The organism is Mycoplasma sp. 2045, assembly GCF_024582715.1.
Lineage (GTDB): Bacteria > Bacillota_I > Bacilli_A > Mycoplasmatales > Metamycoplasmataceae > Mycoplasmopsis.
Genome location: NZ_CP102083.1, coordinates 212,952 through 226,222 on the forward strand (window position 1 = coordinate 212,952; position 13,271 = coordinate 226,222).

The 13,271-nt window shown below is 27.0% G+C and carries 16 protein-coding genes and 1 tRNA gene; 13 read left to right on the top strand and 4 right to left on the bottom strand.

Going from position 1 to position 13,271, the window contains the following annotated elements:
* The first annotated feature begins 55 nt into the window (after positions 1–55).
* The 11 genes from NPA13_RS01075 to NPA13_RS01125 all read left to right on the top strand — a co-directional run bounded on the left by NPA13_RS01075 (position 56) and on the right by NPA13_RS01125 (position 9,423).
* Entirely contained in the window at positions 56–382 is a 327-nt protein-coding gene (locus tag NPA13_RS01075) for a 4'-phosphopantetheinyl transferase superfamily protein (RefSeq protein ID WP_257089508.1), read from the top strand.
* Complete coding sequence (locus NPA13_RS01080) at positions 369–1,142, top strand: 1-acyl-sn-glycerol-3-phosphate acyltransferase (protein WP_257089510.1); 774 nt, start codon at positions 369–371, stop codon at positions 1,140–1,142. Before NPA13_RS01075 ends, NPA13_RS01080 begins: the two co-directional genes overlap by 14 nt.
* Positions 1,132–1,902 (top strand): segregation/condensation protein A, encoded by a 771-nt coding sequence (locus tag NPA13_RS01085; protein ID WP_257089511.1) that lies wholly within the window; start codon positions 1,132–1,134, stop codon positions 1,900–1,902. Before NPA13_RS01080 ends, NPA13_RS01085 begins: the two co-directional genes overlap by 11 nt.
* Positions 1,892–2,464 carry an SMC-Scp complex subunit ScpB gene (gene scpB, locus NPA13_RS01090; protein ID WP_257089513.1) on the top strand — a complete coding sequence of 191 codons (573 nt, stop codon included), beginning with the start codon at positions 1,892–1,894 and terminating at the stop codon, positions 2,462–2,464. The genes NPA13_RS01085 and scpB overlap by 11 nt, the downstream gene beginning before the upstream one ends.
* A gap of 694 nt (positions 2,465–3,158) precedes the next feature.
* Positions 3,159–4,037, top strand: a complete 879-nt coding sequence (locus tag NPA13_RS01095) for an RluA family pseudouridine synthase (protein WP_257089515.1) — start codon at positions 3,159–3,161, stop codon at positions 4,035–4,037.
* A 2-nt stretch (positions 4,038–4,039) separates the two neighbouring features.
* Entirely contained in the window at positions 4,040–4,342 is a 303-nt protein-coding gene (locus NPA13_RS01100; RefSeq protein ID WP_257089527.1) for a glutamyl-tRNA amidotransferase, read from the top strand.
* A complete protein-coding gene (locus NPA13_RS01105) occupies positions 4,342–5,670 on the top strand; it encodes an amidase family protein (protein WP_257089529.1) in 1,329 nt (442 codons plus the stop codon). The genes NPA13_RS01100 and NPA13_RS01105 overlap by 1 nt, the downstream gene beginning before the upstream one ends.
* On the top strand, positions 5,663–7,093 hold the full coding sequence (gene gatB / locus NPA13_RS01110) for an Asp-tRNA(Asn)/Glu-tRNA(Gln) amidotransferase subunit GatB (RefSeq protein ID WP_257089531.1): 1,431 nt from the start codon (positions 5,663–5,665) through the stop codon (positions 7,091–7,093). Before NPA13_RS01105 ends, gatB begins: the two co-directional genes overlap by 8 nt.
* Positions 7,068–8,162 carry a YihY/virulence factor BrkB family protein gene (locus tag NPA13_RS01115; protein ID WP_257089533.1) on the top strand — a complete coding sequence of 365 codons (1,095 nt, stop codon included), beginning with the start codon at positions 7,068–7,070 and terminating at the stop codon, positions 8,160–8,162. Before gatB ends, NPA13_RS01115 begins: the two co-directional genes overlap by 26 nt.
* 46 nt (positions 8,163–8,208) lie before the next feature.
* Complete coding sequence (locus NPA13_RS01120; RefSeq protein WP_257089535.1) at positions 8,209–9,042, top strand: GNAT family N-acetyltransferase; 834 nt, start codon at positions 8,209–8,211, stop codon at positions 9,040–9,042.
* An 84-nt stretch (positions 9,043–9,126) separates the two neighbouring features.
* A complete protein-coding gene (locus NPA13_RS01125) occupies positions 9,127–9,423 on the top strand; it encodes an HU family DNA-binding protein (protein WP_257089537.1) in 297 nt (98 codons plus the stop codon).
* Here the strand turns inward: NPA13_RS01125 and recU are convergent.
* The 4 genes from recU to NPA13_RS01145 all read right to left on the bottom strand — a co-directional run bounded on the left by recU (position 9,420) and on the right by NPA13_RS01145 (position 11,969).
* Complete coding sequence (gene recU / locus NPA13_RS01130; protein ID WP_257089540.1) at positions 9,420–9,914, bottom strand: Holliday junction resolvase RecU; 495 nt, start codon at positions 9,912–9,914, stop codon at positions 9,420–9,422. The two genes, NPA13_RS01125 and recU, sit on opposite strands and share 4 nt — an antisense overlap.
* Entirely contained in the window at positions 9,904–11,004 is a 1,101-nt protein-coding gene (locus NPA13_RS01135) for a ComEC/Rec2 family competence protein (protein WP_257089542.1), read from the bottom strand. The genes recU and NPA13_RS01135 overlap by 11 nt, the downstream gene beginning before the upstream one ends.
* Positions 11,005–11,282: 278 nt before the next feature.
* Positions 11,283–11,792, bottom strand: a complete 510-nt coding sequence (locus NPA13_RS01140) for an MAG0490 family ComEA-like DNA-binding protein (protein ID WP_257089544.1) — start codon at positions 11,790–11,792, stop codon at positions 11,283–11,285.
* 86 nt (positions 11,793–11,878) lie between these two features.
* Positions 11,879–11,969, bottom strand: a tRNA-Ser gene (locus NPA13_RS01145).
* A gap of 108 nt (positions 11,970–12,077) precedes the next feature.
* On the opposite strand from NPA13_RS01145, the gene dcm_N reads away from it, so the two are divergent.
* Together dcm_N and NPA13_RS01155 are read left to right on the top strand one after the other, a co-directional pair.
* Positions 12,078–12,500 carry a DNA (cytosine-5-)-methyltransferase N-terminal subunit gene (dcm_N, locus tag NPA13_RS01150; RefSeq protein ID WP_257089546.1) on the top strand — a complete coding sequence of 141 codons (423 nt, stop codon included), beginning with the start codon at positions 12,078–12,080 and terminating at the stop codon, positions 12,498–12,500.
* Between the two features lie 2 nt (positions 12,501–12,502).
* Complete coding sequence (locus tag NPA13_RS01155; RefSeq protein WP_257089772.1) at positions 12,503–13,270, top strand: DNA cytosine methyltransferase; 768 nt, start codon at positions 12,503–12,505, stop codon at positions 13,268–13,270.
* Position 13,271 lies beyond the last annotated feature (1 nt).

Below are 13,271 nucleotides of genomic sequence, written 5' to 3' on the forward strand. Positions count from 1 at the left end.
GTAAAAAAGTCTATTTTATACTCCTTTTATCAAATAATTTTATATAATATAAAACATGTTCAAAATAGGTGTGGATGCAACTAATATTAATAGATTTATTAATAAAAAAACATCTTTTATAAATAGAGTTTTATCAACGCATGAATTAGCAGAATATAACCAAATAACTGATCAAAATTTGAAAGCTAAATTTCTTGCCAGAGCATGAGCTATTAAAGAATCTATTTACAAAATTGATAATAGCTACATCGATTTTCGCAATATTGATTTAGTTAAAAAAAACAATATTTGAGAATTTAAAAACTTCTGTATTTCTATCACATATGTTGATAATTTAGTTATTTCCGTTGCTATTTCTAAGGAGAAAAATGAAAAAATATAATGTAAATGTAATTTTTAAGATGATTTTATTTTCACCAGTTTGATTATTCAGATACTTTTTAATTAAATGAAAAGCTTGAAAATATAGAAAATCACCTGAAACAAGTAAATCAATCGAAAGATATGCTTTCTTACTCAAACTTTCTAAAAAAATGCTAAATCTTTACAATGTGGATGTAAAAATTGAAGGATATGAAAACCTGCCACAAAATGGTTCTGTGTTATTAGTAGCTAACCATAAGTCAAACTTTGATTCTTTAATCTTAATGAAAGCTACAGAACAACAATCATATGAACAAGGTGCTAAAGCTATGATACCTACTTTTTTAGCTAAGAGCGAGCTACAAAAGAAAAAAATAGTTAAAGATACTTTGTCACTTTTAGATACTGTTTTTATTGATAGAAAGAGTATTAAAAACAGTTTAAATGCATTGGGTGATTTCGGTGCATTTGTTAAAGTTCAAAAAACATATGGTGTAATTTTCCCTGAGGGAACAAGAGTGAAAAGTGAAGGTTTAGGTGAGTTTAAAGCTGGTGCATTTAGAGTTGCACAGAAAGATTATATGGCAATTATCCCTACTGTAATAATCAACTCTTTAGGTTCTGATAGTGTGCACAAAAAGCAAAGACAACAAGTTACTGTTAAATTTTTACCAGCATTAAAACCATCTACATTCATGAATCAAGAAACATCAAAATTAGCAGAAAGAGTTAAAAGCTTAATTGAGTCAGAATTATTGAAGGAAAAAGATGAAAACTAATTACACAAATTACGATTCAGAATATAGCTTTAAAGTTGAAAAGTTTAATTTTGATGGACCATTAGATTTATTACTTGCATTAGTTAAAGATAAAAAGATCAGTATTAATGAAATTAACTTAGTAGAAATAGCAGATAGATATTTAGAAATTATTTCTCAATTAAAAGAGCAAGATATTGATTTAGCTGTTGATTATTTAGTTATGGCTGCCACATTACTTAAAATCAAAGCAGCTATGGCAATACAAGAACCAGGACAAGAAATTCCTGAAGAAATTGAAGAAGATAAAAGACAAATTTTGAGACAGTTAGCTGAATATGAACAATTTAAATCAATTAAAGAAGCTCTTAAAACATATGAATTAGATAGACAAGATATTTTCATCAAAGATCCATCAAATGTTGATGAATTTATCGTTGATACCAATGACACTAGGTTAGACGGTCATTCTAACCCAGTTAAATTAATTGCTGTTTTAAGAAAAATGTTTGAAAGAGTTTATGCTCAAAAGCTTAGAACAGCAAAATTAGAAACATTTAAACTATCACCATCTGATCAATATGGAATGATTAAAGAGTTACTTAGAAAACATGAAAAATTAACTTTCCAAATGGTCTTTTCACAACCAAGTATGGGACACTTTGTTGTTACATTGCTTGCTGTATTAGTTTTAGCTAAAGAACAATATTTAAAAATAATTCAAGAAAAAGAATTTGAAGAAATCTCAATTATTAGAGGAGAACTTTACGATGAAAAATAAAATTTTAGAAGCACTATTATACATTCAAGGAGATGATGGACTTAACTTAGAACAAGTTAAAGACATTTTCTCACTAGCTACTTTAGCTGAAGCTAAAAAAGTAATGCAAGATTTCTTAAGAGAGTTTAATGACTTAGAAAGAGCGCTTAAAGTAGTTAACTTCAATGATGTTTACAAATTAGCAACTAGAGAAACATTCAAAGATTATGTTACAAAAATGGTTTCAGTTGTTAAAAAACAAAGATTATCAAATGCTGCTATCGAAGTTGCTGGTATCATTGCTTACAAACAACCAGTTACAAAAGGCCAAATTGCATCAATTAGAGGTGTTGCATCTGATCAAGTTGTTAATACACTTTTAATGAAAGGTGTTATTGAAGAAGTCGGGATTTCTCCTACACCAGGTAACCCTGTTTTATATGGAGTAACAAACAAATTCTATGATCACTTCAAATTAACAAGTATGAGGGACTTGCCTAAAATGACTGAATTTAACTATGTAGAAGGTGTAGAAGACGAAAATGAAGACTTTGACTTATTCGGAAGTCAAAGAGAAGAATAATTATATTCAAGATACAAAATTACTATCACAAATTTAGTGATAGTAATTTTTATTTTTTCTAATAAAAGCGACTAAAACGAACAAAGAGTATGCTTTATTCGTTTCATATTAAAATATTTTCACAAAGGAATTAAAACTGAAGTAGCTGCTAAACTTATTTCATATATTTTCTTAGAAGACTCCAGAATTCCTTTTCTAGAAATTGCTTGAGAAGATTTTAACTTATTCAATCAAGTCTCACATATTGATTTGATTTCTCTATTTTTGCTTGCTATTTGTGAAGGTAATGTGTCTATAACACTATTCTCAGGTAATTGAGAATAAGCTGATTGGAATACTGCATTAAATTGTGTTCTTTCTTCATATGTGATTTTATCTTCTGGTTCTGTTTAAGAACATGATGCAGCAAATCCTGTGATAGTCATAGTAGGTTCTAAAACACCTGATAAAATTAATAATTTTCTAAGTTTAATTCGTCCCCTTTATATAAATTAAATTTAATTTACATAAAATATATAGCTTTCATTTAAGCCTTGTAGACTATATTTTTAGCAATTTTAATATCCATTTTGTATGTTATTCAATACCTTATTAGAGGGTACAAAATATGTTTTAACTAAAAGTATTGATATTACATTTTTTATTTTATTTAATAAAATAAAAAAATATAATTACATTAATAAAGCAGGTGGAAATGATAGAAATAAAAGCAACATTAAATGATTCAGGAAGAACAATCTTAAAACTTATTCAAAAATATTTCCCTAATTTAAGTAAAGGATTTGTTGAAAAGTTATTTAGGAAAAATGAAATTAAAATAAATGGATTAAGAAAAATTCAAAAAAATCAAATTGTAAATGAGAATGATGCTATCACTATCTATGGTTTAAGCGAATCTGATTTGCAACAAGAATATGAAGTTAAAAAATCAACTCCAGTTAATTTGAAAGTTTTATATGAAGATGAAAATATTTTAGTTTTAAATAAAGCGACTGGAATTTCAGTCCACGATGAAGACGATTCATTAGATGAACAAGTTTTATCATATTTAAACTATGTGCCTACTGATAGTTTTAAACCAACTCACGTCGGTCGTTTGGATAAAGAAACAAGTGGGATCATCACTTATGCTAAAACTTATGAGGCCGCTAGACAATTGAATGATAATAGTGAATTCATCATTAAAAAATATATTTTCATCAGTGATATTAAGCTAGATAACTTTTCTGAACATAAACCTTTTGTAGTTAACAATTGAATTTACAAAGATGAATCAAATAAAAAAATGAAAGTTGCAAAAAGTAATATAAGAGATGCTAAACAAGCAACAACTTTATTTTATTCAGAAAAAAATCGAAAAATTGCACAAATTAAAACAGGTAGAAAGCACCAAATTCGTGTGACTTTATCAAATTTAGGTTTTCCTATTTACGGTGACAAAAAGTATAGTGGTAAAAAAGAAACTAGATTAATGTTGCATTCATATTATGTTAAATATAAAAATATGAAGAATAATTTAAGCTATTTAAATGATTTAGAGTTATATTGCTTACCTAATTGAAAGAAAGGTTAATTATGGAAAAATTAGATATTGAAAAATTAAACCAAATAGTTAAATCATTAATGTTTGAACCTACTAAAGAAGTTCAAGAACAAATTTTGTTAATTTGAAAAGACATTCAAGATGGAATTAAACTTCTTGACAAACTCGATTTATTAAATGTAAAACCAATGGAAAGAATTAATGAGCAGCCTATTTTAGAACTCCTACGTGAGGATGTTGAAGATATGAGTTATTCAGTTTCAAAAGAAAACATTTTAGATAATGCAAAAGAAAAAGATAGTGACTTTATTTTACTTACAAAGGTGGTTAAATAATGAGTAGAGAATTTTTAAATAAAGGTAATTTTGAAGCTGCATACAGTGAACTTCAAAATGATAAGAATAATGCAGTTAGCTGCTTATATGAAAAATCAGAACAAGTTTCAAATTCAAACAATCTACTCAATGGTGTTGTTTTAACTATCAAAGATGTTTTTGCAACAGAAGATAAAATCACTAGAGCTTCAAGTAAGATTTTAGAAAACTTCAAACCTTATTACAATGCTACTGTTGTTGAAAGACTTTCACAAAAGGGTGCAATTCCGGTTGCTAAGGTCAATAATGATGAATTAGCTTTAGGAGGTACAGGAACTCATAGCGCTTATGGTTTAATAGTTAACCCTAAAGATGCTAAACGTTATGTTGGTGGTTCTTCATCAGGTTCAGCTGCAACAATGGCAAAAAATATAGGTATTGCCTTAGGTTCAGATACTGGAGATAGTGTTAGATTACCTGCTTCATTCAATGGTTTAGTAGGATTTAAACCATCATATGGTGCGATTAGTAGATATGGAATGTTTGCTTATGCTTCATCATTGGATACAGTCGCTTACTTTACACATAATGTAAATGATGCAATCATTACTGCACAAGCTGTTTTTGGTAAAGATGACAAAGATATGACTTCAGTTGACGTTCAAATAAATAATGTAACTAAAACAAAACCAAAATCAGTAGTTGCTCTTGCTTTTAGTTCATTAACAAAAGATTATGTGAATGCAAGATTTAACCAGTTACTCGAAAAATTAAGAGAGCAAGGTATAGAAGTCAAATTAGTTCAACCAAATTTTGATATTTTAAACACAATTTCTATTGTTTATAAAATCATTTCTTTCTCTGAAGCTAGTTCAAATTTAGCTAACTTAAATGGAATAGCTTTTGGTTCAAGGGTTGATGGAAACTCTTGAGAAGAAGTTATGTTTAATACAAGAAGTCAAAAATTTGGAAAAATGGTTCAAGAGAGATTAAGTTTAGGAAGTTACTTTTTATATTCAGAAAATCAAGAAGAAATTTTTATTAAAGCTCAAAAAGCCAGAAGAGTTATCGCTAAATACTTTGAGGACTTGAAAACACAAGGCGATGTTTTAATCTTTCCGGCTTATGTAGGTATTGCTCCATTATTTGAAGATAAATCAAAAAATGGTGTTATGGACTTTATTTTAACTGGTGCAAATTTATCAGGTCATCCATCAATAACAATTCCATTAGGTGAATATGAAAATATGCCATATAACTTAGCTCTTGAAACAAAATTATATTCAGATGAAAAATTATTAGGTTATGCAGAATATTTTGAAGAACTTATAGGAGATTTAAATGAATAATTTTGAAACTATTATAGGAATTGAAATTCACGTTGAATTAAAAACTAAAACAAAAATGTTTTCACCAGCCGGAATTGATTTTAATGCAGAACCTAATACAAAAGCACACCAAATTGACTTAGCTTACCCAGGAACATTGCCTCAAGTTAATAAAAGAGCAGTTGAATATGGAATCAAACTTGCAAAAGCTCTTAATATGCAAATTGATGATGAATTACATTTTGATAGAAAAAACTACTTTTATCCAGATTTACCAAAAGGTTATCAAATTACACAGTTTTTTAGACCTATCGGAAGCAATGGTTATGTAGAAATTCAAACTTCAGATGGATTAAAACAAATCGGCATCGAAAGAATTCACCTTGAAGAGGATACTGCAAGACAACACCACGATGATTTAGTTACAAAATTAGATTATAATAGAGCTGGAATCCCTTTAATTGAAATTGTTACTTACCCAGTGATTAGAAGTGGTGAGGAAGCTGCATTATATGTTGATATGATTAGAAAAATTGTGCAATTTTTAGATATTTCTGAAGGTAAGTTAGAACAAGGAACCTTAAGAGCCGATATTAATATTTCACTTAAACCTTATGGTGTAGATAAATTCGGTACAAAAGTTGAAATAAAAAATATGAACTCAATTTCTAACATCAAAAAAGCTATTGATAATGAAATTAAAATTCAAAAAGAAAAACTTCTTAAAGGTGAAGAAATATTACAACAAACAAAACGTTTTGATGATCAAACTAACACAAACGTGGTTATGAGAACTAAAACAGGTTCTGTTGATTACAAATATTTTGCAGATCCAAACATTCCGATCATCAAGTTATCTCAAGCATTTATTGATAATGTTAAATTAAATGAACTTCCAAACCAAAAAGTAAAAAGATATAAAGATGCAAATATTGCAGATATTTACATTAACAGTTTAATTGATGATATACCATTAGCTAATTATTTTGATTCTATTGATTATGATAATAAGGAAACTTTATCAAAAATTTTCTTCTCAGAAGTAGTTTCATTAGCAAATGCACAAAATAAACACGTTATTGATCTTGATATTAAACCTGAATATTTAGTTCAAAGTTTACAATTATTAAATCAAGAAGTTATTTCAAGTAAGTCGCTTAAAAAACTTATAACACTATTACCAAGTTATAAAGGTGACATAAATGACTTATTAGATGCGCACAAATTAAAACAAATAACAGATAAAAATATTATTGCAAGTTATATAGACACAATTATTAAAAATAATATTTCAATGTTAGATGAATATGAAACTAGACCTGAAAGAGTTATTAAATTTATACTTGGTGCATTAATGAAAGAAACTAATGGACAAGTTAATCCACAGTTGTCAAATGATATTGTTTTAGAAAAAATCAATGAGTTTATTAAACAAAAAAACTAATGCAAACACTGATTATAATAAGTTAATAAAACTTAAAAATGTAACTAAAAAAACTAAAAAGACCTTTCATCAAAACTTAATTTTTCCTGAAAGATTTACATTTTTCTCAAAGATTTATGAGTTTATAATCAAGAAATGCTTGATTAGATTTTTCGCAAGCATACTGATTTGAGTTAGAAATGAATCAGATCATAGAAAACGTTTAAAAGTCGTGGATAATGTATATAGTAAATTCACAAGTAGTGAATATAACTTTATTTGATTGTCTACTGCATTTTACTTATTAATATCATTTGTCCCTGTAATATATGTGGTTTTCTTGTTAAACATATTTTTCGGTTTTATTCCAGGCTATAACAATCTAGTTGGAAGTAATTTCCAAGATAACTTCATAACAATTATTATGTCAAGATTCATCCCTGGGTCGCAAAACTACTTACAAAGCATTCAAATGAAAGACCAAGGTACATCTGCATTCAATTTACAAGCATTGCTACCTAATATTTTCTTATTTTTATCATCACTATATATATCAAGCACAGGATATGGAAAGTTAATTTCAGCAAATAACTACATTTACAAACATAATAAAATTGGTTCATATTGAGGTAATAAAATAAAAGGATTATTCTTAGTTTTATTTGTATCAATATTATTCTGATTTTTCTCAACGATCGATATCATCATTGAAACAAAAATAACAGAAAAATATAATGGAACGATTTGATTGAATACGTTTGTTTATATATTAATTTCATTTGTTTTTGTGTTTGTAATGTTAGTTGGTTTATTCAAACTTATTCCATCATTTAAGTTAACCATTAAATCCATTTATAAAGGAGCTATTTTATCAACCACTCCAATTGTTTTATTAGTATTATTGTTTAAAACAATTAATCAACACATTAACTATGACAAATATGGTGGTCCTGTAGGGTTCTTCCTTACAATTGCATTCTTTATAAACTGAGTTGTTTACTTTATGTTCTTAGGTATTGCTTTCAATAATGCATACTATAAAAACTATATTAGCGAGAGAACAATCACAAAGAGAAATTGATTTATTTAACCAGTATACACTGGTTATTTTTATTACAAAAGAGTATAATTAAAATATGAGAAAAATGTTAAAGTTGACTAATGACTATAAAGATAGAATTTTAGAATTCCTTTATACACAAGATAAATACCTTAATATGATGTTAATTGCAGATATCGAAACATTTGGTCTAGAAGGCGAAAATATTGATAGTTACATTGATTATGTAAATGAGAGACCTGTTTTAATTTTTTATAGATTCCATGATACATTGTTAATTTTCGGAAGAAAATTAAGAGGTAAATACGAAGATTTAGATAATATTGTTAAAAAATATAATATCAAGAACTTTGTCTATCAAAAAGAACTTTATAACGAATTGAATAATGCATTATCATTAATTATTGGAAATAATATCGTCCCTACTTATCAATATGTTTTAACTTTGAATAAAAAAGATTTTAAGAAACCAAGCAATTTAAAATCAACAATGATTAAAATTTCAGATCTGAAAAATATCATTGAAAGTAGAAAATTAATTCCTGAATTTGCAGGACTATCATCACATACGCTTGATATTAAACACTTAAAAAGATCATTTGAAAAAGGTGCATATTGAGGATATGTGCTAAAAGATGAAAATGAGAAAGTTTTATCACATGCATCAATTAACTGTCAATCAAAAGATGCAGTTATGATCGGAGGTGTTTTTACAATTCCTGAAGCAAGAAAGAAAGGCTATGCAAAGGATTGTGTAATGAACATTTGCGAAAGGATACTATACATAGAAAAAACACCTGTTTTGTTTTTTAGTAACAAAATTGCAGGTGCTATGTATTATGGACTTGGCTTCAAAGATTATGATAAGATCGCTTTAACAAAAGTTAAACCTACAATCAAACAAAAATAATTACTTTTATCCCTAAAAATTGTGGAAAAAAGTTTTTTTGTATTATAATATTGTTATTACAAGCTTTTAAAAGGAGACATTGAAATGACTAAAAAAGAATACATTTTAGAAGTTGCAGATCGTGCTGAAATGACACCAAGAGATGTTGAAAGAGTTTTCGATGCTATGGTTTTCGTTCTTAAAGAACAATTAATCATGGAAGATAAAGTTAGATTATCACATTTAGGAATTTTTTCAACAACAGTTAAACCACAAAGAAAAATGGTAAACAAATTCAAAAAATCAGAAAATGATGCCGATTTTATCGTGGTTCCACAAAGACGTGTTGTTAAATATACACCTTCAAAATACTTACGTGAATTAATAGATTTTAAAGCTTAATTTAAAAATGTTAAATATCCAGGAAATTCTAAAAATAACTTTTTAGAATTTCTTTTTATTTCTTCATATTTGACACTACTTTTATTTTTAAAATATTGTAATAATTCTGGAACAGTTATTTTGTAGAACTCATCATATAATGAAAAGTACACAATAGCAAAAGAAATGCCTTTATTGCTATGTATAAGGTTTAAATATTCGATTTGATGTTTCTTAAATAATTTTTTAGTGAGTGAATTATTATTTGTACTCTTGGCTTCAAAACAAATAAATTGACCATTATACATACCTATGTAATCCACCGTTGATTTCTTAATTCTAAATGAACCCAAGACATTATTTTTAGTCTTTGATTGAATATTTTTTATATCAAGAGGAGTGCTCTTTTTCTCGATGAATGCAATGTTCTCTTGTCATAAATAAGCTATAGTATTGTTGATTATTTTTTCTAAAAACATCCCTCTATTTTTATTATTTGAACTAATTTGCATATTCTAATTTCTCCATTCTTAATTCAAGTTCAGCTATCCTATGTTTTATATAGTCAGATGATCTAACTTTCTCTAATCTTTTCATTTTTAAGAACATTAATCTGGAAATATAAATGTATACAAATGGATAAATTATGTAGTATCAAAATTGATAATAAAACTTATATGTAACATTTGTTTTTGATAATAGCTGGATGAAAGATTGTGCTAACTCAGCAAATGGAACTGCTATAAAAGTTATTGGTAAAGTTAAGGTAAAGAAAATAATTAAAAACTGAAATATTGGTGTCAAAATAATTGAGTAAACATAAGATATTAAGCTAATTTCTCTTATATATGCACTAATTATGGATATGGAAATGAACCAGGGTACGAAATAACCTCCAAAAAAGTTCGCTGCTTTTTGCTTTCATTTTTTAGGTTTTCAAAATTTATCCAAATCTACATTCAACATAACGATAGTCAAAATATATGATAGTCAATAACCTAAATTCATAACACTATAAGGTCTAAAAGATAAGAATAAAAATGCTATTACGAATAACGGACAACCGACATTCAATTCTTGATCTTTTTTAAATATTTTTCAAAAATGAATGACAAGTATAAATAAATAAGTTCTTATGATTGACACTGATTTCTTGCAAAATAGAAAATAAATAGTAAGTATAAGAATTTGTAAGATTCCATATTTATCAAATTTTGAAAATATCATTCTAACGAATATGTAAATAGTACCCAGGTGTAGACCGCTAACAATCATTAAATGAACTACTCCCATTTCTTTTAAGGTAGTTAATGTTTCGTTATTTGTAGATGTGTTTATACCAAAAATTAATGGGAAAATAAAATCAGAATATGCTTTATTTTTATTTAGAAAATGGTTATAAAACATATGTCTTAAACTGAATCAATTATTAACAACAATAACTTTGTTAGGTTTAATTAAAAAATCAATTTCATTAGCTAGCAAGTAATTTGATTTTTCTTTAACTTCTTTCAATGTTCCTAAAATAAATATTTTTGAATAGATAGTTATTTGGTCTTTAACAGATTTTAATTCAGACCTGTTGAGTATAAATTTGTTCATAAATTTATCCTCAACATAAAGAGCTTTATCCGACATATCAATCACTGTGTAAGTTTCGGAGACACCTTTATTACTGTAAAATCAGGCGTTTATAATAATATGCTTAAGATTAAAAAATATCAAAAATGTCAATAATATTGCTAACAAAATTACGAAGTCATTTCTTTTTAAAATAATGGAAAAAATAAAGAGTGGAATTAAATATACTAATAAAATTAAATCAGAAGTGACTAGCAATAAACAAAATACAGATAAAATTAAAAAGAAATTAAACCATCTTAAGTTAATTCTATAACCGTTTGTAAGTATTCTATAGTGCGAGTAGAAATTCCTTTTATATCTAGCAATTCTCGTCATGAGTGTAAACTTTCATTCTTTTCGCGATGTTTATAAATTAACTTTGCAACTCTTGAGTTTAAACCTAATCATTTTAAAGTCTCAACATCTTTGATTTCTCCCCATTTTATTTTGTATTTTCTTAAACCGACATTAATGACACAAGATGTAGTTGCTAAATCATCTAGGTTGTAATTACTTATATCTGAACTTGTTTTAAGCTTTACTTTATTAAAAACATCTCTATATGATAAAGGCTTATCTGATTCAAATGTAGCAGGAAATAATACATTACCAGCTACTGTATATTTATAAATTTTCTTTTGCTTATTTAGTTCGTCATCTATTTTCTTTGTTTGTTTTATTTCTGTAAATTTAACAACACTTATGAAAATACCTGAGCTTAAACAAATAATTACTAATAATATATTGAATCAACTAATCTTTTTCATACATATATTTAGTAAATTTCTTCAAAAATGTACAAAGTAGTAAAAAAGTGCATAAAAAAACACTCAAAGAGTGATTTGTTAACAATTGGCGGAGCAGAGAGGATTCGAACCTCCGCTGGTGTTGCCACCACTACAGTCTTAGCAGGACCGCCTCTTCAGCCTCTTGAGTACTGCCCCAATAATTTAAAAATATTATAATATAAAAAATAGATTTTCTTAACTCAATTAAAAAAATATTTTAACTTATTAATTATGCTTCTCTAATTCCGTTAAAATAAAAAAATCATGAAAAAAGAAATTACATTATTCGAAATGTTCGCAGGAATAGGTTCGCAATACAAAGCATTAAAAAATATATCTAAGAAATTGAATTTTACAGTTAAATCACTAGGAACATGTGATTTTTATATTGATGCGATTGTATCGTATTTAAGTATTCACTACGGTATATTAGAACCAGAAAATAAGTTGACTAAAGAAGAAATGCTTGATAAATTAAACAAGTATCTTTTTTCTGCCGACTCCAAAAAACCAGTTAATAAAAAATACTTTACGAGAATGCCAGAAAATAAATTAAGAAATTTATTCTCTTATCTTTATTCATATGTTGATAATGACTATATGAGTGAAAGATACGGCTTCAGAGAGAGAGAGAGAGAGAGAGCGGTACAGACATTACTGCTTATAACACTTTACCTAAAAGCATAGATATTTTTACTTATTCATTCCCTTGTCAAGATTTATCACAGCAAGGTAAACAAAGAGGAATTAACGAAAATACAAGATCAGGGTTATTGTATGAAATTGAAAGAATTCTTAAAAATAATTTAGATAGATTACCTAAGGTCTTATTATTAGAAAACGTTAAAGCATTGGTTTCATCTAAATTCAAAAACGATTTTCTCAAATGAATAGATGCATTGGAAACATTGGGTTATAAAAGTTATTGAAAAGTTTTAAATGCAGTTGATTCAGGTTCGGCTCAAAACAGAGAAAGAGTTTTTATGGTTTCTATTTTGGATGGCGAAGATTTTGAATTCATTCAAAAGAATGAAAAAAACTTAATGCTTAATCAAATCATCGATGAAAATGCTGTTCATATCGATCTGACAAAATTATTAACTTTATACAAAAAGACACCATTTACGTTAACTAAAAACAAAATCAATAAGTCTAGATTATTGGGGTACACTAATTTCAATAGCGAATCTTACATTTATAAAACAGACCACAAAGGTCCTACATTGACTGCTTCTGGTGCAAATGCAAGACTTAAATTTTTATTAGAAGAAGACAAATTAGTTTTAATGAATTCAGAAGAAGCGTATCTATATATGGGATTCAACAAAGTTGATGCATTAAAGGTTCGTCAAACCGGTTTAGTTAATGAAAATAAAATGATTTTTACAGCCGGAAACAGCATATCTGTTGAAGTTTTAGAAGATATATTTAATGAAGTTATTAAAAAATATTTTTAAT